An 18795-nucleotide genomic window follows, 5' to 3' on the forward strand; every position below is an offset into this window, starting at 1 on the left:
AGTGCGGTCGTCCCGGCTGCCGGATCCGGTACCCGTGATCTTGAAGAAGATAGTAGAAATGTGCCCTGAAGTGGCCCAACTTCCTGGCTGATCTCCGGGTGGTCCGGAAGATCGCCGCCGCTTCGGCCGCTCTGAACCGCCCACGCGCCTTGCGGAGGGACCATGCGTGACCGTGACGAAGCGGGTCGCCCCCGCAATGCACGCCCTCGCGACGAGTACGGCAGGCCGCTTCCCAGAGGCACAGAGGGAGTGCCCCGGGTGCCGGACGACTACGCCCCCGCCGCCGAGGAGGCGCTGGAGGAGGCCAGGAAGCTGCTCGCGGCGGGCCGTCCGTTCCACGCCCACGAGGTGCTGGAGGCCCGCTGGAAGACCGGCCCGGCCGAGGAACGCGAGCTGTGGCAGGGGCTCGCGCAGATGTGCGTCGGTCTGACGCACATCCAGCGCGGCAACCTCTCCGGCGCCGCCGCCCTGCTGACCCGCGGGTCCGCCCGGCTCTCCGCGTACGGCTCCACCCGCCCCTACGGGCTGGACCTGCGGGCCCTGGCCGTGGAGGCCGACGCGGTCACGACCGCCATCGACGAGGGGAACGCCGACGCCGGCTCCGCCGTCGCCGCCATCCTGGCCCGCCTGACCCCCGGCGAGTAGCGAGGTCGCCGTCCCGACCTAGCCGCCGCCCTGACCTAGCCGCCGCCCTGACCTAGCCGCCGCCCTGACCTAGTCGCCGCCCTGACCTAGTCGCAGTCCTGGGTGCCCACGCGGACGACGGCGCCGCTACCGTCGTTGGCGTCGGTCATGACCTCCTCCGCCGTGAGGGCGTAGCCCGTCTCCGGCTGGTCCGTCGCGGCGGCGAAGATGACTCCGAACACCCGGCCGTCCGGGCTCAGCAGCGGCCCGCCCGAGTTGCCCGGCTGGACCTTGCCCCGGATGGCGTAGACCTCGCGCTCCACCTTGCGCTGGTTGTAGATGTCGTACGACTCGGCGCGCTGCTTGATCCTGATGCGCGCGGCGAGCGGCGTGAAGGGGTGGCCCTTCGGGTAACCGGCGATGATCGCGCTGTCGCCCTTGTCGGCGTTCATGTCGAAGCGCAGCGCGTTGATCGGAAGGCCCGGGACGAACAGGATCGCGATGTCGCGCTCGGGGTTGTACAGGACGACCCGGGCATCGTACTGGTTGCCCTCGTAGTCGGTCACCCGCAGCCCCTCGGTGACCCCGGCGACGACGTGCGCGTTCGTCATGATCCGCTGCCGCGCGTAGACGAACCCGGTCCCCTCGATGCGCTTGCGGCAGCTCGGGGCCGTGCCCTGCACCTTGACGATCGCCCTGCGGGCCCGTACGAGGGCGGGGCTGCTGTTGATCAGGCTCTGGTCCGGCGGCGGCACGTTCTGGCCGCCGATCGAGGTGATGACCTGTGGCCACTCCGACGTGGTCACGAAGTCCCTGAACGGCTTCTGCATGGCCCGCACACCGTCCGGGATGGCCTCGTCGACCGTCTGCCACACGAGGGATCCGTTGATCTGGTCCTTGACCAGCGGCTGGCCGATGCTCATCGAGACCATCAGGGAGCCGATCAGCCAGGCGATGGCCAGAACGGAAAGGCCGCTGGCGACGGAGCCGCCGAAGGCGTCGACCGCCTTGGCCGGCTCCCATGTGACGTGGCTGCGGGCCACCGCGCCGATGGTCGAGGACGCGAACTGCCCGATCGTCGCCGTCAGGAAGACGATGACGATGGCTAACAGGGCCCTCTCGATGTCGCCGCTGACGATCGCTCCGGCCAGGGGTGGTGCGATGAACAACCCCAGGATGGCGCCGCCGATGAATCCGATGAAGCTGAAGGCCCCGATGATGAAGCCCTGCCGGTAACCGGATACCGCGAAGGCCACCACCAGGCCGATCAGGATGAGATCCAGAAGATCGCCGCGCACAGTTTCCACGGTATAGCCACGCCACCCGTCGCGCGGGCGTCTGCCCGGTCTCGTCGCCATCCGCGGCGTACGAGCACCCCGCGGCCGGCCGGGGCGCGCTCAGCCCCGCGCGGCCAGATCCACGACCTCGGGGGGAAGATCCTCGACTCGTGAGCGGTCCCAGGGGCGCTCGAAGCCGGCCGCGGTCAGCACGCCGTCCAGCACGCCGGCGGTGAACCCCCACACGAGCAGGCCGCGCACGCGGAACGCCACGGAGGGGACGACGCCGCGCGGGTGGCGCAGCCGCAGCCGGTTGGCCGGGTCCACCAGCTCCGCGACCGGGACCCGTTCGACGGTCTCGACCTCGTCGGGAGACGCGGCGTGCACGGCGGAGGGCGTGTGCCACCAGGCGAGAACGGGCGTCACCCGGTTGTCGCTGCGCCAGACGTAGAGCTCCGGCATGGTCCCGACGACCTCGACGCCCGAGGGGTCGAGCCCGGTCTCCTCCTGGGCCTCCCGCAGGGCCGCGCCGATCGGGCCGTCGTCACCGGGATCGACGCCGCCGCCGGGGAACGCGGGCTGGCCTGCGTGGGTTCGGCCCTTCGAACTGCGCTGGATGAGCAGGACGTCGGGCCCTTCGGGCCCCTCGCCGAACAGCAACAGCACCGCCGCCGAGCGGCCGGCGCCGTTCGCGGGCGGCCGCAACGCGGTGGGAACAGGGCTGTGCGCGGCCTTCGCGGCCAGCTCCGTCAGCCAAGCGGGACCCACGACCACCTCCACATCGTCACACCGGGCACGCGCGGGCCCAGGCGTGCCGTACAACCACGCGAGAGCGCGCCAGCTTCCCGATCACCGCGTACTCACGAGAACGGGCCCGGCCGCACCAGTTTGCGCGCCTGGTCCGCGTCGGTGGGGCCGGTGCCGTACGACGGGCAGAGCGCGGCGAGGGGGCACACGCCGCAGGCGGGCTTCCTGGCGTGGCAGATGCGCCGGCCGTGCCAGATCAGGCGATGCGACAGCATCGTCCACTCGGACTTGGGGATCAGGTCGCCGACCTCGTGCTCGATCTTCACGGGATCGGTCTCGGTCGTCCAGCCGAAGCGCCTCGTCAGCCGCTGGAAGTGCGTGTCGACGGTGATGCCGGGGACGCCGAAGGCGTTGCCGAGCACGACGTTCGCGGTCTTGCGGCCCACACCGGGGAGCTTGACCAGGTCGGGCAGCTTGCCCGGAACCTCCCCCTTGTGCTGTTCGCAGAGGGCCTGCGCCATCCCGATGATGCTGTTGGCCTTCGCCCGGAAGAACCCGGTCGACTTGATGATCTCTTCGAGTTCGGCGCGGTCGGCCCCGGCGTAGTCGGCCGCGGTCCGGTACTTCGCGAAGAGCACCGGAGTGACCATGTTGACCCTTTTGTCGGTGCACTGCGCCGAGAGGATCGTGGCGACCAGCAGCTCCAGGGGGTTGCCGAAGTCGAGCTCGCAATGGGCGTCAGGGTAGGTCTCGGCCAGGATCCGGTTGATTCGCCGCGCCCGCCGCACGAGTCCCAGGCGGGTCTCGGCCTGGCGCTGACGCCCTCGGGGAGCGGCCGTGTTCGTCGCCATGCCGCAAGCGTAGGGCCTCGCGTCCCCGGCCCGCTCCCAGGTCATGGCTTGTCACACATGCCACATATCCAGCCTGTATTTGCCAATTTGTCCCTACGCTGCGCAATACACTGTGCCCGTAGGGGGACGACCGGCTGCCCGAGCCGGTCGAGCGCGCGATGGGCGTCAGGATAGGTTTTCGCCAAGATTGTGTTGTTTCGCCAGGCACGACGCACACGAGTGCGAGCCGGGAGCTACGCCCATGCGACGTAACGGGACACCCCGCAATGCGCCGTGGAGGGCGTGGGTCACAATGGCTAGCACGGAGCCGGCGACCGAGCGCGCCCGCAGCAAGGAGGCACCGTGAGCACCGAGGAAGTACTGAGCAAGGCGCCGCTGTTCTCCGCGCTCGACCGCGAGAGCGCCGCGGCTCTGCGTACGAGCATCACCGAGGTGGAGCTGCCCAAGGGGCGCACCCTCTTCAGTGAGAACGAGACGGGCGACCGGCTCTACGTGGTGCTCGAAGGCAAGATCAAGCTGGCGCGCACCGCTCCCGACGGCCGGGAGAACCTGCTGAGCGTGCTGGGTCCCGGCGAGATGTTCGGCGAACTGTCGCTGTTCGACCCTCGTCCGCGTACGGCCTCGGCGATCGCGCTGACCGACGTGCGTCTGGCCGGGCTCGGCCACGACGACCTGCGGCCCTGGCTGACCGGCCGGCCCGAGGTCGCCCTCCATCTGCTGCGCGCCCTGGCCCAGCGGCTGCGCCGCACCAACGACGTGCTCGCCGACCTCGTCTTCACCGACGTGCCCGGCCGTGTCGCGAAGCAGCTTCTCGACTTGGCCGACCGCTTCGGGCAGAAGACCGACGACGGCATCCGGGTGCATCACGACCTCACCCAGGAGGAGCTCGCCCAGCTCGTGGGCGCCTCGCGGGAGACGGTCAACAAGGCCCTGGCCGACTTCGCCCAGCGCGGCTGGCTGCGCATCGAGGCCAAAGCCGTGGTGATCATGGACAGGGAGCGGCTCTTCAACCGCTCCCGCTAGAGCGCGCTAGAGCGTCTTGAGGTAGGTGAGCTGGGCCGCCACCGACATCTCGGCGGCCGGCCACAGCGACCGGTCCACCTCGGCGTAGACCATCTCGACGATCTCGCGCGCGTCCCTGGCGCCCCTGCGGATCGCCTCGCGGATCTGCTCCAGCCGCTCGCGCCGGTGGGCGATGTACGCGTCGAGCACCCCGGTGGGATCGGGCAGGACGGGCCCGTGACCGGGCAGCAGCGTCGTGGCCTCCAGCATCTCCGCGCCCTGCCTGAGCCTGTCCAGGCTCCGCAGGTAGTCGCCGAGGTCCCCGTCGGGGGCGATGACGGTCGTCCCCCGGCCGAGGACGGTGTCACCGGTCAGCATCGCCCGGTCGCCGGGCAGCCAGAAGCACAGCGAGTCGAACGAGTGCCCGGGCGTGCCGACGACCCGCACCTCCACGTCGCCCGCCGTCAGCACGTCGCCGTCGGCCAGGCCCTCCTCGCCAAGGCGGTGGCGAGGGTCGAGCGCCCGCACCGGCGCGCCGAGCATCCGCGCGAGCGTCGTCGCGCCCTCGCTGTGGTCGGGGTGGCCGTGCGTGAGCAGGACGGCGGTCACCCGGCGGCCGTCCACCCGCTCGGCGACCCGCCGCAGGTGCGCCTCGTCGTCGGGGCCGGGATCCACGACCAGTACGGCGTCGGTCCCGCCGACGATCCACGTGTTGGTGCCGTCGAGGGTCATCGGCGACGGGTTGGGCGCGAGCACGTTCACGGCGCTCGCCGTGCCGGCTCCGTCAAGACCGCCGGCGCCGTCCGGGCCCTCCACCGGGATCTGCAGGCCGCTCACTCGGCCGCCTTTCCTGTCTCGGGAATCATGAGCACCATCTGCCCGTCCACCTCGGCGGGCTCCGGCAGGACGGTCGTGATCGACCGGGGGCAGGCGAGCGCGTCTCCCGCCGACTCGAACGCCGCCATCTCGGCCAGCGTCTGGAAGGTGGGCGGCAGCATGTGCGCCGTTCCCGCTCTCGCGGCGGCCAGCGCGTCCCGTGGCCGCATCCAGGCCACCCCGGACGCCTCCCCGCCCACGTCACGCGTACGCTGCCCGGGAGGCAGGGCCGCCACGAAGAAGCGGGTGTCGAAGCGCCGGGGCTCCACGACCGGCGTGATCCAGTGCGCCCACGCCTTGAGCAGGTCGGACCTGAGCACAAGACCGCGCCGGTCGAGGAACTCGGCGAACGACAATGTGCGTGCGATCAGCGCGAGGCGGTCGGCCTCCCAGTCCGGGCCCGTCGTGTCCGTCACCACCGTGTCCGGGCCCGGCCCGGCCAGGAGCACGCCCGACTCCTCGAACGTCTCCCGCACGGCGGCGCAGACGAGGCCCCGGGCCGTGCTCTCGTCGGCCCGAAAGACCTCGCCCCACGCGGCGGGCGACGGACCCGCCCAGGCCACGGTGTGGTCGGCGTCCCGCGGGTCGACCGATCCGCCGGGGAACACGTAGGCACCGGCGGCGAAGGCCATCGTGGCCTTGCGCCTGAGGAGGTACACCTCCAGGGGGTCGTCACGCAGCAGCACCACCGTGGCCGCGTCCCTGGCGGGGATGGGAGCCAGGCGGCCGGCGAGGATCTCCCGTGCCCGCTCGCCGATCTCGCCGGGCAGCGGAAACCCCATGAGGCCCTCCAGAACAACGATCGGGTCAACCGGCCCCCATGCTCCCCCACGCCTTCGCGGAACCGCAAACCCCGGTTCCGGTCGGCCGGACGGTCAGCGGACCTCCGCGATGACCTCCACCTCGACCGGGGCGTCGAGCGGGAGGACCGCCACGCCGACCGCGCTCCTCGCGTGCTTGCCCGCCTCGCCCAACACCTCGCCGAGCAGTTCGCTGGCGCCGTTGACGACCTGCGGCTGCCCGGTGAAGCCGGGGGCGCTCGCGACGAACCCGACCACCTTCACGATCCGCACGACCTGCGACAGGTCGCCCACCAGCGCCTTGATGGCCGCCAAGGCGTTGACCGCGCAGATGCGCGCCTGTTCCTTGGCCTCCTCTGCCGACACCTCCGCGCCGACCTTGCCGGTAACGCCCAGCTCGCCCTTCACGAGCGGAAGCTGGCCGGAGGTGTAGACGTGGTCGCCCGTCCGTACGGCGGGCACGTACGCGGCCAGCGGGGGCACGACCTCGGGCAGCGCGAGCCCGAGCTCGGCGAGCCGCTCCTCCGGGGTCGCCATCACTTGGCCCGCTTCATGTAGGCGACCAGCTGCTCGGGGTTGGGCCCCGGGATGACCGAGACGAGCTCCCACCCGTCTTCGCCCCAGTTGTCCAGAATCTGCTTCGTGGCGTGCGTGAGCAACGGCACGGTGACGTATTCCCACTTGGTCATGGGCAAAGGCTATCGAGGCACGGCACGCCGGGGATGCTCAGGAACGCGGTTCGGGCCGGGGCGCGTGGGCGGGCACGTCGAACGGCGTGCCGGGCAGGTCGGCCGAAGCGTCGATGGCGGGCAGCTCCTCCAACGCCTCCTCCACCGGCTCGGGTTCGGCCGTGGTCTCCTGGGCGGCGACGGGCGTCTCGGCGGCGGGAGCCATCTTGTCGAAGAAACGCAGCAGCTCGACCGGCAGCGGCATGACAAGGGTGCTGTTCTTCTCCGCCGCGACCTCCACCACGGTCTGCAGCATGCGCAGTTGCAGGGCCGCCGGGTCGGCCGACATCTGCCGCGCGGCGGCGGCCAGCCGCTTGGACGCCTGGAACTCGCCGTCGGCCGTGATGATGCGGGCGCGCCGCTCCCGCTCGGCCTCCGCCTGCCGGGACATCGACCTCTTCATGCCTTCCGGCAGGGCCACGTCCTTGATCTCGACCCGCTCGATCCGGATGCCCCACGGACCCTCGGTCGGCTCGTCGATGACGGCCTTGAGCTGGGCGTTCAGGGCGTCCCTGTCGGACAGCAACTGGTCCAGCTCCGACTGGCCGATCACCGACCGCAGCGACGTCTGCGCCACCTGGGAGACGGCGAAGAGGTAGTTCTGGACGTTCACGACCGCCTTGATCGGGTCGATCACCCGGAAGTAGACGACCGCGTCGACGCGGACGGACACGTTGTCCTTGGTGATGCCCTCCTGCGCGGGCACCCCCATCGTGACGATCTGCATGTTCACTTTTTGCATGCGGTCGACGATCGGGACGATCAGGTGCAAACCAGGGCCCCGCACCTCCTGCTGGATGCGGCCGAGCCGGAACACGATCCCGGTCTCGTACTGCTGGACGATCCGCACGCCCCGGGCCACCGCGACGAGCAGGGCGAACCCCAGGACCACGACCAGCGTCAACAGCACCGACTCCACGGCCGGCACCTCCTTCGTCGACCCGATTGGGCGAACGCCCATTGTCGAACCCTTACCCAATGGACGCGCAAGCCGTACCTCGGGTTCCGGCTCGGGACGACCCCCGCGAATCGGCAGGTAACCCTTGGGTAGCCTTCCTCACGTGGGCGAGTGGAGCAGGCACGCCGACGGGAACCACCGCGCGACGATCCGCGCAAGCGATCTCGCCGGCCGTCCGGAGGAGGCACGGTGAGTCAGCCGACCAGCAGTCGCGGCGGGAGCAACGGGGAGGCCCGTGACACCGACTGGGACGGCGTGCGCCTGCACGTGGTGAGCGGCAAGGGCGGCACCGGGAAGACGACGGTCGCCGCCGCGCTCGCGCTGGCCCTGGCGGCGGGCGGGCGCAAGGTGCTGCTCGTCGAGGTCGAGGGACGGCAGGGCATCGCCCAGGCGTTCGACCTGCCGCCGCTGCCGTACGAGGAGCGCAAGATCGCCGTGGCGCCCGGCGGCGGGGACGTGTACGCGCTGGCCGTCGACCCCGAAGAGGCCATGCTCGAATATCTCGAGATGTTCTACGGCTTCAAGCGCGTGGGCAAGGCGCTGACCCGCATGGGCGTGGTCGACTTCGCCACGACCATCGCCCCCGGCCTGCGCGACGTCCTGGTCACCGGCAAGACCAGCGAGGCCGTACGGCGCCGCGACAAGCTGGGCCGGAGGGTGTACGACGCGATCGTCATGGACGCGCCCCCGACCGGCCGGATAGCCCGGTTCCTGAACGTGACGCAGGAGGTCGCCGGGCTGGCCCGGGTCGGGCCCATCAAGAACCACGCCGACCTCGTGCGGGGCGTCCTCGCCTCCCCGGAGACGGCCGTCCACTTCGTGACGCTCCTGGAGGAGATGCCCGTCCAGGAGACGCTGGACGGCATCGAGGAGCTGCGCACGACCGGCCTGCCGGTCGGCGGCGTGTTCGTCAACATGGTGCGCCCCAGCGGGCTGCCCGAGGGTGTGCTGGAGGCGGCCGGCCAGGGCCGGTTCGACTCCGCCGAGCTCGCGCTCGGCCTCAAGGCGGCCGGGCTGACGGACGGCAGGTCCGACGCCCCCGCGGTCGCCGAGGCGCTCGCCCGCGAGGTGACCGAGCACGCCCTGCGGACCGAGCTGGAAAAGCGCGAGCGCGTCGCGCTTGAGGAGGCCGGCGTGCCGCAGTACGACCTGCCGCTGCTGCCCGACGGCGCCGACCTGGCCGGGCTCTACGAACTGGCCGACGCCCTGCGCGCCCAGTGTGTGGCGTGAACAGTGCGCGGCGTGAACTTCGACCGAGTGAGAGGCTGAGCTGTGACCAGGACGGCGCCCGCGCTGGACATCGACGCGATCTTGGATGACCCGGACACCCGGATCATCGTGTGCTGCGGCTCGGGCGGTGTCGGCAAGACCACGACGGCCGCGGCCCTCGGGCTGCGCGCCGCCGAGCGGGGCCGCTCGGTGGTCGTCCTGACGGTGGACCCCGCCCGGCGGCTGGCCCAGGCGATGGGCCTGACCGAGCTCGACAACACCCCCAGGCGCGTACAAGGTGCGGACGGCGCCGGAAAGGCCGGCGGCGAGCTGCACGCGATGATGCTCGACATGAAGCGGACCTTCGACGAGATCATCGAGGCCCACGCCGATCCCGAGCGCGCGCAGCAGATCCTGACGAACCCCTTCTACCAGTCGTTGTCGTCCAGCTTCTCCGGCACGCAGGAGTACATGGCCATGGAGAAGCTTGGCCAGTTGCGCCGGTCGAACGAGTGGGACCTGATCGTGGTGGACACCCCGCCGTCGCGGTCGGCGCTCGACTTCCTCGACGCCCCCGAGCGCCTCGGCAGGTTCCTGGACGGCAGGCTGATCCGCATTCTCACGGCACCGGCCAAGGCGGGCGGGCGCAGCGCGTTCAAGCTGCTCAACGCCGGCTTCGGGATGGTCGCGGGCATCCTGACCAAGGTGATCGGGGCCCAGGTGCTCCGGGACATCCAGATGTTCGTCACCGCGCTCGACGCGGTGTTCGGCGGCTTCCGCCAGCGCGCCGAGCAGACGTACCGCTTGCTACAGGCCCCGGGCACGGCGTTCGTCGTCGTCGCCGCGCCGGAGCGCGACGCGATGCGCGAGGCGTCCTACTTCGTCGAGCGGCTGGCCGACGAGCGCATGCCGCTGGCCGGGCTCGTCGTCAACCGCGTGCACCGGCCGCTGGCGCCGTCCCTGTCGGCCGCGCGCAGCTCCGCGGCCGCCGAGGACCTGGACGCCAGGGGCGAGCACGAACTCACCGCGGCGGTGCTGCGGTTGCACGCCGGAAGAATGCAGCTCGCCTCCCGGGAGCAGCGTCAGCAGGAGCACTTCACCTCGGCCCATCCGACGGTGCCCATCGCGCAGGTGCCCGCGATGCCCGAGGATGTGCACGATCTGGCGGGACTGCGCCAGATCGGGCAACTCCTCGCGTCCTAAAGGCGTGTCGTCCGGCGTCCCGCTTCGCCGCGGGACGCCGCGCCGGGCTCAGCCGGCGATCAGTTCGTTGGTCCGCTCGTACTCTTCCTTGGCGCACTCCAACAGGTCGCGCCAGGACTCCACGTCCGGCCTGCGCCTGAGCAGCGCACGCCGTTCCCTCTCCGTCATCCCGCCCCACACCCCGAACTCGATGCGATTGTCCAGCGCATCGGCGAGGCATTCGGTACGGACAGGGCATCCACGACAGATGAGCTTGGCCCGGTTCTGGGCGGCGCCTTGCACGAAGAGTGCGTCAGGATCCGCACCTCGGCAGGCGGCACGGGAGGTCCAATCCGTGATCCACATGTTCGACCCCACTCCCCTTAGGTGGTCAGTCGTCGTTTCGGCCGACGGGCGCGGGCGTCGGGCCTCCTGGTTGCAGTAGCCGCAGAGGAGAAAGTACGCAACGAAACGATCGAACCGACATACCCCGGGGGGACCAAATTCGTGCATGGTCATGTCAGGCCATGTGGCCGGGAATGACTAGTCCCCCCCGCGAGGGGGTAATGCCGACCTGTGAGGTCGATGCCGGGAGAGTCGCCAAACGGACGTACCCTTGGATCCGTGCAAGCTCACGGCAAAACTCTGGCATCCCGGGCAGGTGCGGCCCTGCGTCTCATCGGCGCCGCGGGCGTCGCGGGAGTGCTGGCGGCGGCCATTGCACTACCCGCCGTGGGCGGGGCCGGCGTGACGGTCAAGTCGAGCATCGACACCCTGAGCCTCAAGCCGGCGGACCTCAACGAACCGCCGCTGCCCGAGAAGACGGTCCTCCTCGACGCGGACGGCAAGCAGTTCGCCCAGTTCTACTTCGAGAACCGGGAATCGGTCCCGATGGACCGCATCGCGCCGATCATGCGTAAGGCGATCGTGGCGATCGAGGACTTCCGCTTCTACGAGCACGGCCCGCTCGACGTCGAGGGCACGACCCGCGCCCTGGTCAAGAACATCACGACGGGCGGGGTGACCCAGGGCGGTTCGTCCATCACCCAGCAGTACGTGAAGCAGGTCCTGTTCAACCAGGCGGAGACCGACGAGGACAAGGCCGCCGCCGTCGCGCCGACCGTCGGGCGCAAGCTCAACGAGATCCGCTACGCGATGGGGCTCGAGCAGAAGTACGGCAAGGACGAGATCCTCAACCGCTATCTCAACATCGCCTACTTCGGCGCCAGCGCGTACGGCATCGAGGCGGCGTCCAAGCGCTTCTTCGGCAAGCACGCCTCCGAGCTGAGCCTGAGCGAGGCCGCGACGCTGGCGGGAGCCGTCCAGGACCCGAACGCCACCGACCCCAACCGGGGCAAGGCCTTCCGCGACCGGCTGCTGGCCCGGCGCAACGTCGTGCTCGACCGCATGGCCGAGCTGAAGATCATCACCGAGGCGGAGCGCAACGCGGCCAAGAAGAAGAAGCTGGGGTGGAAGGACAAGGAGATCCCCGGCGGCTGCGAGGAGAGCGAGTACCCGTACTTCTGCCTGTACGTGCGCAACGAGATCCTCAACGACACGCAGTTCGGCAAGACGCAGAAGGCCCGGCAGGACTTCCTGGCCCGCGGCGGCCTGACGATCAGGACCACGCTGAGCCGGAAGATGCAGAAGGCCGCGGAGAAGGCCATCAAGAACTACGTCTTCCCGAGCGACAAGCCGGTCGCCTCCGAGGCGCTCGTCGAGCCCGGCACGGGAGCCATCAGGGCGATGGCCTCCAGCCGGAAGTTCGGCACCAGCCGGAAGAAGAACGAGATGTCGATCAACGTCGTCGCGGACGCCCTGCACGGCGGCGGCACGGGCTTCCAGGCCGGATCGACCTTCAAGATGTTCACGCTGGTGACGGCGCTGAAGGAGGGCTACAAGTTCAACGACGGCTTCAACGTCGGCAGCACCTACACGGCGCCCAGCTACTCCGCGTTCAAGGACTGCAAGGGCAACTCCGTCGGCGACATCAAGACCCCGCTGCACAACGCGGAGGGCCACGGAGGGTTCCTGACCCTGCAGACCGGCACGTGGGGCTCGGTGAACACCTTCTTTCTCACCCTTGAGCAGAAGGTCGGCCTCTGCGACGTCGTGAAGACCGCCAAGGACTTCGGCATCAAGCGCGCCGACGGCGGCAAGCTCCAGGAGTTCGAGCCGTTCACGCTCGGGTTCAACGAGATGGACCCGGTCACCGTCGCCTCGGCGTACGCGACGCTGGGCGCCCGCGGCAAGTACTGCGCGCCGATGGCCGTCACCGAGATCACCGACCGCTTCAACAAGGTGACCTCGTTCAAGCCCGAGTGCAAGCAGGTCGTCGAGGCCGAGGTCGCCGACGCGGCCACGAGCATCCTGTCGGGCGTGTTCACCAAGGGCACCATGTCCGGTGTCGGCGGCATCGGCAGGGACGCGGCCGGCAAGACCGGTACGGGGGACGTCTCCCGGACCGTCTGGTTCGCCGGTTTCACCCCCGACCTCGCGGGCGCGGTCAGCCTCGGCGACCCGCGCGGCCCGGTCCGCTACCCGCTGAGCAACCGCGTCATCGGCGGCCGGTCGTACGGCTCGGTCTTCGGCGCCAGCATCCCGGGCCCGATCTGGAAGGCGACCTTCCTGTCGGCGCTCAAGGGCGTCGACGCCTCGTCGTTCGTCAAGCCGAATATGTCGAGGTTCGGCGGCTGCGCCCACCAGTGCGCGCCCCCGCCGAAGCCGAAGTCCGACCGGGGCGGCGGCGACGATCACGGAGACGGTCGCGGCGGCGACGGTCCCTTCAACGGCCGTGGCAACGGCCGTGGCGGCGGCAACGGCGGTGGCCCCGGTGGCGGCGACTCGCCCTTCGACCCGTTCGGCTGATCCTTTTCCCGATGGGCCGCTCCTCTCACCGGGAGCGGCCCATCGGCGTTTCCGGGCTCGGGCCGGACGCTCCAAGGCGTCCAGGTTTCGCCCGGACGCTCCAGGCCGTCAGGCGGACAGACGGGCGCGTACGGCCTGGGCGACCCGGCCGCCCTCGGCGCGGCCCGCGACCTTCGGGTTCAGGATCTTCATGACCTGGCCCATGGCCTTGGGGCCCTGCGCGCCGCTCTCGGCGAGCGCCTCGTCGACGAGCGCGTTCAGCTCGTCGTCGCTCAACTGGGCGGGAAGGTACTCCTCCAGGACAGCCTGCTCGTCCAGCTCCGCCTGGGCCTGCTCGGCCCGTCCTGCGCCCGCGAACGCCTCGGAGGCCTCACGGCGCTTCTTGGCCTCGCGGGTCAGCACCTTGATCACCTCGTCGTCGGAGAGCTCGCGGGCCTCCTTGCCGGCGACCTCCTCGACGTTGACGGCGGCCAGAGCCATCCGGATGGTCCGGACCCGTACCTCGGCACGGGCCTTCATCGAGGCCGCGAGGTCGGCCTTCAGCTTGTCCTTCAACGCACTCATGCGTCCATCTTGCCGTGCCCGGGCTCCCGTCTTCGCCAGGTTATGCGGGAGGCGGGCCGTACGTCGGGCATCATGGCTGTGTGAGGAAAGCAGCCGCGATTCCCCTGTCCATCCTCGGCCTCGGCGTGGCCGGTGTCGGCTACGCCACGGTGATCGAGCGAAACTGGTTTCGGCTGCGCCGGTTCGACGTACCCGTCCTGGCTCCGGGCCAGCGACCGGTCCGGATCCTGCAGATCTCCGACCTGCACCTCACGCCCCGGCGTCACCGGCTGATCACGTGGGTGCGGTCGCTGGCCTCGCTCGACCCCGACCTCGTCGTGAACACCGGCGACACGCTGGCGCACCCCGACGCGGTCGAGTCGTACATGTACGCCGTGGAGCCGCTGCTCGACCGGCCGGGCCTGTTCGTCTACGGCTCCAACGACCTCTACGCCCCCCGGCCGAAGAACCCCGCCCGCTACCTGTGGCGTACCTCCAAGGGGGACTCCCGGCAGCACGTGCCGACCCTGCCCTGGGCCGAGCTGGGCGCCGCGATGCGGGAGGCCGGCTGGCTGGACATGAACAACGCGACGGCCCGCCTCAAGGTGGCCGACCTCGACGTCCACGTGGGCGGCATCCACGACTCCCACATCGACCGGGACCGCTACGACGAGATCGCGGGCCAGGCCCCTGTCGACGCCGACCTGCGGCTCGGCGTCATGCACTCTCCCGAGCCGCGCAACATGTCCCGCTTCGCCCAGGACGGGTATCAGTTGCTGCTGGCCGGGCACACCCACGGCGGGCAGCTGTGCATTCCGTTCTACGGCGCTCTGGTGACCAACTGCGGCATCGACCGCGCCCGCGTCAAGGGGCTGAGCAGGCACGAGAGCGCATGGCTGCACGTCTCGGCCGGCCTCGGCACCTCGCCGTACGCGCCCGCGCGATTCGCCTGCCCGCCCGAGGCGACCCTGCTGACGCTCGTCCCCCGCCGCCCCGTCGTGCCGGATGACACAAGCAGCCGCAAAGTCCGCTAGACTTGCCGAGGCGCAGGACGGAAAGTCCAAGCGACCGGGGTGTAGCGCAGCTTGGCAGCGCGCTTCGTTCGGGACGAAGAGGCCGTGGGTTCAAATCCCGCCACCCCGACCATGTAGTACCAGCTGAGAGGCCGGTTCCGAAGATCGGAACCGGCCTTCTGCATTGCTGAGTGACTAACTGAGTGACTATGACCTTTATGGCCTCAGTCAGTGAGCAGACCGGACGTAGCCGAGCAACGCGAACCTGTCACACATACCGGGTACCGCCTACCTCAGATCATGTGCGAGCTGGAGGGGCGGCGCATGCGAGACAGCGCTAGACAACCAAGTGGCGCCACAAGAAGAGACGAGCAGTCGTTTGACGAGCTTCTAAGCGCGCCCAGCATCACGGATGCCGAAAGGAAACGGCTCCGGGCCGAGGCGACTCTTGGACATGCCGCCGCTCTCCTCGTGCTTCGCGGAGAAAAAAAGCTCGCAGAGCTCCTGCTACAGGTGAAGAACGCCGTTATCGAACGGGACTATCAAGCCGACGAGGACGACTTTTGGCTGGAGGTAGCTCCCGAATCTCAGCAACTCTTCACTGAAGAGGCGACGGACAAGCTGCGAGCGATTTGTATCGAAGTTTCACAGCGTCGCGGTTATGGCGTCGCATGGATGGGCATCCGCGAGATCATGCCGACCGTTGGACCTCAATGGCGGGAGCAGGTCCGCGAACGACTCTCCGGTAAGCGACAGACAAACCAGGGGCGTACCGTTCGACTAGAGTCCTCTGGGCTCAACGAAGATAATCTAGCCTTCACAAACAGCGGCGAACTTGCCGTGTATCGGGCACTCAAGCAAATGCAGGAAAAGGATTTTCCCGCCGAAGACACAATCGCGATATTCCCCCTTGCGGGAGGAAGAGTTCCCGGACATACCTGGGAACCGGACGTTCTTGTCACGTACAAGGGTCGAGTCGGCGTGCTAGAGATTGACGGCCCTCACCACAATGGCCGTCGAGCTCTCGATAATTCACGCGACCACTTGCTGCGAGACGCAGGGATAGCCTTCGTTGATCGCGTCACGGTGGAAGCGCTCGACAACCCCAATGAGTTGTATGCCGTACTGCGACGGTTCCTTAGACGTCTTGGGGATACCAAGTAACTCCAGCGAGGGGGCGACCCTGTGGGAGATCACCCCTCGTACAGCTACTCCTCTCGGAAGATGCGATCCATAGCTACCGCGCCAGCTTGCAGAACCGGACGGATCTGCTTCCGGTAGACGGCCTCCGTGACGGCAGTGCTGCTGTGGCCGACGAGCCGGGAGATCTCCTCCAGGGGGAGGCCGTTGTCCGAGAGCAACGAGACGAAGCTGTGCCGGAGCTCACGGGGCGTCCACTCGGCCGGGTTCACCCCCTCGGCGTCCTTGATGGCGTTGCGGAAGTCGCGCCGCACGTGCGAGGGATCGAGCGGAGTCCCCACCTTGGAGGCGAACACGAGGTTGTTCTCCTGCCACTTCTCCCCCGCGGCTTCCCGCTCCCTTTCCTGCTGCTCCCTCTGCCGCTGTAACGCGTCCAAGCAGCGCTTGGACAGAGCAAGAGTCCGGCGCGACTTACGTGTTTTGGTGTCGCCCCCGGCCCGCACAGAACGCCAGACGGCCACGTGCGGCGGCACGGGCGGATTGGCGTTCGGGTCACCTTCAATATCGACGTGATCCCACGTCAACGCCCTGAGTTCTTCCGTCCGTGCTCCCGTGAGCAGTGACAGGACGATGTAGGCGTACATCCGCGAGCCCTCGGCCGCCTTGAGTACGGCCTCCGCCTGAGCGAACGTTAGGGCCTTGGACGGGCGGCCTGCTTTGCCTTTCGGGACTGAACAGAGCGCCACCACGTTCCGCTTGACCTTGTCGCGGGCCATCGCTCGCTTGATTGCCCGGTTGAGGCACGAGTGAAGCCCTTGGAGGGTTCGCGTGCTCAGGGTCTTCGCCTTCTCGGCGAGCCACTTGTCCACGTCTTCCGCGCTGAGGTCCCGGAGCTTTCGAGCACCGAGCGCGGGAATGATGTGGGCATTGCACAAGATCGTGCAGGCGGTGACGGTGCCCTTGTCGCGTCCATTGAGCCCGTAGACCAGCCAGTCATTCACCGCGCGCTCCACCGTGTAATCTGCCGGAGCGATGGCGAGGCCGTCTTCGTAGTCGCGGAGTATCTCTTTGAGCTTGGCCTTGGCTTCGGTCTTGGTCTTGCCGCTGGCCTTCTTGACGATGCGCTTTCCGGCGGGGGTGTAGCCGACCGTCACCGAGGCGATCCAGCGTTGCCGCTGTTCGTCCCAGTGCAGGCCGCCGTCTCCCCGGCTGCGTCGTGCGGTCATGATGCTTTCGCCTCCTGTTCGAGCAGGGAGATGTAGTCGTCGATAGCCGAGGCCGGGATGAGCCGGGTACGGCCCTGGCGGACGGTGCGCAGACGGCCCGCCCGGATCTGCTCGTAGATCACGCTGCGGCTCAGGCTGAGCAGGCGCATCGCGTCACGGACGCGGTAGAGCCGCCGGTCGTCGCTCCCCGATTCGGTCATTCGGCCGTCCGCTGGGCGGCGATCTTCCGGGCCAGTTCGATGCGCTGGCGGAGCTGTTCGGCCAGGACGGCTTCACCAGGGGTGTAGCCGCTGCCGGCGAATCGCCAGTGAGCGAGCACGAGCGTGGTCTCTTCACCGGGATCGGGCAGGCCGTAGCGTTCGCGCGCCTGCTTGGCGCGGTGGGCGGTGCGCGCCTGCCTGAGGTCGAGGAGGCGGGTGGAGTAGCGGCGGCTCTTACTGGAGAAGTGGCCCCGGAAGCCGAGCATGTGCGCCCAGGGTCGGAGCCGAAGGCCCGCGAACTCCGGCCGCGCGCCGAGGTCCCAGCAGGTGCGGATCATGCGCCGGGCGTGGTCGGTGACGGGGAGCGCCTCCAGGTCGAGCCCCGGCTTGAGGCCAGTCCCCTTGCAGCGGGCACAGGTGACCAGCAGGCCCCGGCCCGAGGGGCGGGCCCCGGCCGCCGCAGGTGCCGCAGGACAGGCGGTGATCGACGGTTCCGGAGGCTTCCGCGCCCTTGGTGGCGTACTTGGCGATGTAGCCCGCCACCGCCTCCTCGCTGAGGCCGTCCAGATCCCGCGAGAGGAGGATGGGGCGAACGTCGAGCTGGTCACCCCAGCCGAGCAGGCGGGCGCCGATCGCGCTGTCCGGCGTGGAGATGTGAACCGCGCGGACAGCCAGCGGGATCGCCTCGCTGAGCAGGTCGGTGGTCGCCCACGCGGGCGGCCTGTCGGCCGGACCCTCCGAGCCGTCGAGCCGAATCACGGTGTGGAAGTGGACCAGGCCGCGCCGCTGATATTCGGCCACCTTGGCGAACGACAGCCGGACCTGCCGCGCGAAAGAGGTGCGGCTGATCCCGGCGAGCTTGGCCATCTCCCGGCGCAGGCCGAGGGTGAAGCGGTGCCACAGCAGGCCCGCATGCGCCTGCCAGAGCACCGCACCTGGGTAGTCGTAGCACTGTGGGCAGATGGGCTGCCCGAGAAGCTGGTCACCCGTGTCGTGGACCTCTGGGCAGCCCACCGGGTTCCCGTGCGGGCAGGTGCCACCGTTCTTGCGGGGGCGGCAGCGCAGCGTCTTGCCGTTACGCTCGCGCAGTGTGTGGACCGGCCCGAAGGACGGCGCGGTGAGGGTGGCGAACACGCGAGGGTGTTCGCTGACCTGTTCCGGCACGCCTTTGCCGCCGGACAGGCCCGCCCGGATGAGTTGGTAGGTGTCGGCCTGATAGACCTCCGAGCACGCGGGGCAGACCGACGCGCGGCGGTTCCCGCACGCGACCAGCAGGTGCCCGGACGGTTCATCGGCCGTCCGGTAGGAGTGCAGAACCTCGCCGGTCGCCGCGTCGATCACGTGCGATTCGCCGGCCAGGTGCACGGGGTGGGAGCAACCGCCGGTTGCCGCCACCATGGAGCGCCACCGCTCATAGCCGGGGTCGTTGAGGACCCGGACCATGTCGGTGAGCCATTCGGGGTGGGCGTCCGGTCCGTTCGTGGACGCCGGGTTTGCCTCCTCGTTCATCGTTGACCTCCTTACCTCGTTGCCGACAGGTAGTCCAAGACG

General features: G+C 69.5%; 21 protein-coding genes and 1 tRNA gene. 8 read left to right on the forward strand and 14 right to left on the reverse strand.

Annotated elements, in window-relative coordinates; genetic code table 11:
* The first annotated feature begins 258 nt into the window (after window positions 1-258).
* The gene (locus ACQEVJ_RS42625; protein WP_433110817.1) at window positions 259-645 is read left to right on the forward strand and encodes a DUF309 domain-containing protein; all 387 of its coding nucleotides are present in this window, start codon (window positions 259-261) and stop codon (window positions 643-645) included.
* 86 nt (window positions 646-731) lie between these two features.
* On the opposite strand, the gene ACQEVJ_RS42630 is transcribed toward ACQEVJ_RS42625, so the two are convergent.
* The 3 genes from ACQEVJ_RS42630 to nth all read right to left on the reverse strand — a co-directional run bounded on the left by ACQEVJ_RS42630 (window position 732) and on the right by nth (window position 3499).
* Entirely contained in the window at window positions 732-1922 is a 1191-nt protein-coding gene (locus ACQEVJ_RS42630; protein WP_433110819.1) for a MarP family serine protease, read from the reverse strand.
* A 99-nt stretch (window positions 1923-2021) separates the two neighbouring features.
* Window positions 2022-2669: an NUDIX hydrolase gene (locus ACQEVJ_RS42635; RefSeq protein ID WP_433110821.1), complete on the reverse strand. Its 648-nt coding sequence runs from the start codon at window positions 2667-2669 to the stop codon at window positions 2022-2024.
* A 92-nt stretch (window positions 2670-2761) separates the two neighbouring features.
* Entirely contained in the window at window positions 2762-3499 is a 738-nt protein-coding gene (gene nth, locus ACQEVJ_RS42640) for an endonuclease III (RefSeq protein WP_433110823.1), read from the reverse strand.
* A 342-nt stretch (window positions 3500-3841) separates the two neighbouring features.
* On the opposite strand from nth, the gene ACQEVJ_RS42645 reads away from it, so the two are divergent.
* Complete coding sequence (locus tag ACQEVJ_RS42645) at window positions 3842-4522, forward strand: Crp/Fnr family transcriptional regulator (RefSeq protein ID WP_030506761.1); 681 nt, start codon at window positions 3842-3844, stop codon at window positions 4520-4522.
* A gap of 6 nt (window positions 4523-4528) precedes the next feature.
* On the opposite strand, the gene ACQEVJ_RS42650 is transcribed toward ACQEVJ_RS42645, so the two are convergent.
* The 5 genes from ACQEVJ_RS42650 to ACQEVJ_RS42670 form a co-directional block, all read right to left on the reverse strand.
* Window positions 4529-5338: an MBL fold metallo-hydrolase gene (locus tag ACQEVJ_RS42650; RefSeq protein ID WP_433110825.1), complete on the reverse strand. Its 810-nt coding sequence runs from the start codon at window positions 5336-5338 to the stop codon at window positions 4529-4531.
* Window positions 5335-6159 carry an NUDIX hydrolase gene (locus tag ACQEVJ_RS42655; protein ID WP_433110827.1) on the reverse strand — a complete coding sequence of 275 codons (825 nt, stop codon included), beginning with the start codon at window positions 6157-6159 and terminating at the stop codon, window positions 5335-5337. Before ACQEVJ_RS42655 ends, ACQEVJ_RS42650 begins: the two co-directional genes overlap by 4 nt.
* 93 nt (window positions 6160-6252) lie before the next feature.
* On the reverse strand, window positions 6253-6714 hold the full coding sequence (locus ACQEVJ_RS42660) for a RidA family protein (protein WP_433110829.1): 462 nt from the start codon (window positions 6712-6714) through the stop codon (window positions 6253-6255).
* Complete coding sequence (locus ACQEVJ_RS42665; RefSeq protein WP_143737071.1) at window positions 6714-6866, reverse strand: DUF4177 domain-containing protein; 153 nt, start codon at window positions 6864-6866, stop codon at window positions 6714-6716. Before ACQEVJ_RS42665 ends, ACQEVJ_RS42660 begins: the two co-directional genes overlap by 1 nt.
* 37 nt (window positions 6867-6903) lie before the next feature.
* Window positions 6904-7866, reverse strand: coding sequence for a slipin family protein (locus ACQEVJ_RS42670; RefSeq protein ID WP_433110832.1), 963 nt, complete (start codon window positions 7864-7866; stop codon window positions 6904-6906).
* A gap of 186 nt (window positions 7867-8052) precedes the next feature.
* On the opposite strand from ACQEVJ_RS42670, the gene ACQEVJ_RS42675 reads away from it, so the two are divergent.
* Window positions 8053-9093, forward strand: a complete 1041-nt coding sequence (locus ACQEVJ_RS42675) for an ArsA family ATPase (protein ID WP_433110834.1) — start codon at window positions 8053-8055, stop codon at window positions 9091-9093.
* Window positions 9094-9135: 42 nt separating this feature from the next.
* Entirely contained in the window at window positions 9136-10275 is a 1140-nt protein-coding gene (locus ACQEVJ_RS42680; protein WP_433110836.1) for an ArsA family ATPase, read from the forward strand.
* Between the two features lie 48 nt (window positions 10276-10323).
* On the opposite strand, the gene ACQEVJ_RS42685 is transcribed toward ACQEVJ_RS42680, so the two are convergent.
* The gene (locus tag ACQEVJ_RS42685; RefSeq protein WP_139573991.1) at window positions 10324-10620 is read right to left on the reverse strand and encodes a WhiB family transcriptional regulator; all 297 of its coding nucleotides are present in this window, start codon (window positions 10618-10620) and stop codon (window positions 10324-10326) included.
* A gap of 258 nt (window positions 10621-10878) precedes the next feature.
* Between ACQEVJ_RS42685 and ACQEVJ_RS42690 the strand changes: the two genes are divergently transcribed.
* Window positions 10879-13122, forward strand: coding sequence for a transglycosylase domain-containing protein (locus tag ACQEVJ_RS42690; RefSeq protein ID WP_433110839.1), 2244 nt, complete (start codon window positions 10879-10881; stop codon window positions 13120-13122).
* A 108-nt stretch (window positions 13123-13230) separates the two neighbouring features.
* Here the strand turns inward: ACQEVJ_RS42690 and ACQEVJ_RS42695 are convergent, their stop codons facing one another.
* Entirely contained in the window at window positions 13231-13686 is a 456-nt protein-coding gene (locus tag ACQEVJ_RS42695) for a GatB/YqeY domain-containing protein (RefSeq protein ID WP_433110841.1), read from the reverse strand.
* Between the two features lie 80 nt (window positions 13687-13766).
* Here ACQEVJ_RS42695 and ACQEVJ_RS42700 point away from each other — a divergent pair, with 80 nt between their 5' ends.
* From ACQEVJ_RS42700 to ACQEVJ_RS42710, 3 genes are all read left to right on the forward strand, one after another.
* The gene (locus ACQEVJ_RS42700) at window positions 13767-14699 is read left to right on the forward strand and encodes a metallophosphoesterase (RefSeq protein ID WP_433110843.1); all 933 of its coding nucleotides are present in this window, start codon (window positions 13767-13769) and stop codon (window positions 14697-14699) included.
* Between the two features lie 35 nt (window positions 14700-14734).
* Window positions 14735-14811 (forward strand) — tRNA-Pro (locus ACQEVJ_RS42705).
* A 380-nt stretch (window positions 14812-15191) separates the two neighbouring features.
* Window positions 15192-15842, forward strand: coding sequence for a hypothetical protein (locus tag ACQEVJ_RS42710; protein ID WP_433110845.1), 651 nt, complete (start codon window positions 15192-15194; stop codon window positions 15840-15842).
* 44 nt (window positions 15843-15886) lie between these two features.
* On the opposite strand, the gene ACQEVJ_RS42715 is transcribed toward ACQEVJ_RS42710, so the two are convergent.
* From ACQEVJ_RS42715 to ACQEVJ_RS42730, 4 genes are read right to left on the reverse strand one after another with little or no spacing between them, the layout of a single operon-like run.
* Window positions 15887-17044, reverse strand: a complete 1158-nt coding sequence (locus tag ACQEVJ_RS42715; RefSeq protein ID WP_433110847.1) for a tyrosine-type recombinase/integrase — start codon at window positions 17042-17044, stop codon at window positions 15887-15889.
* The gene (locus ACQEVJ_RS42720; RefSeq protein WP_433110849.1) at window positions 17041-17244 is read right to left on the reverse strand and encodes a helix-turn-helix domain-containing protein; all 204 of its coding nucleotides are present in this window, start codon (window positions 17242-17244) and stop codon (window positions 17041-17043) included. The genes ACQEVJ_RS42715 and ACQEVJ_RS42720 overlap by 4 nt, the downstream gene beginning before the upstream one ends.
* Window positions 17241-17582 (reverse strand): replication initiator, encoded by a 342-nt coding sequence (locus ACQEVJ_RS42725; RefSeq protein ID WP_433110851.1) that lies wholly within the window; start codon window positions 17580-17582, stop codon window positions 17241-17243. The genes ACQEVJ_RS42720 and ACQEVJ_RS42725 overlap by 4 nt, the downstream gene beginning before the upstream one ends.
* A complete protein-coding gene (locus ACQEVJ_RS42730) occupies window positions 17479-18753 on the reverse strand; it encodes a replication initiator (RefSeq protein ID WP_433110853.1) in 1275 nt (424 codons plus the stop codon). The genes ACQEVJ_RS42725 and ACQEVJ_RS42730 overlap by 104 nt, the downstream gene beginning before the upstream one ends.
* Window positions 18754-18795: the final 42 nt, after the last annotated feature.

The sequence above is a fragment of the Microbispora sp. CA-102843 genome, assembly GCF_050936215.1.
Classification (GTDB): domain Bacteria; phylum Actinomycetota; class Actinomycetes; order Streptosporangiales; family Streptosporangiaceae; genus Microbispora.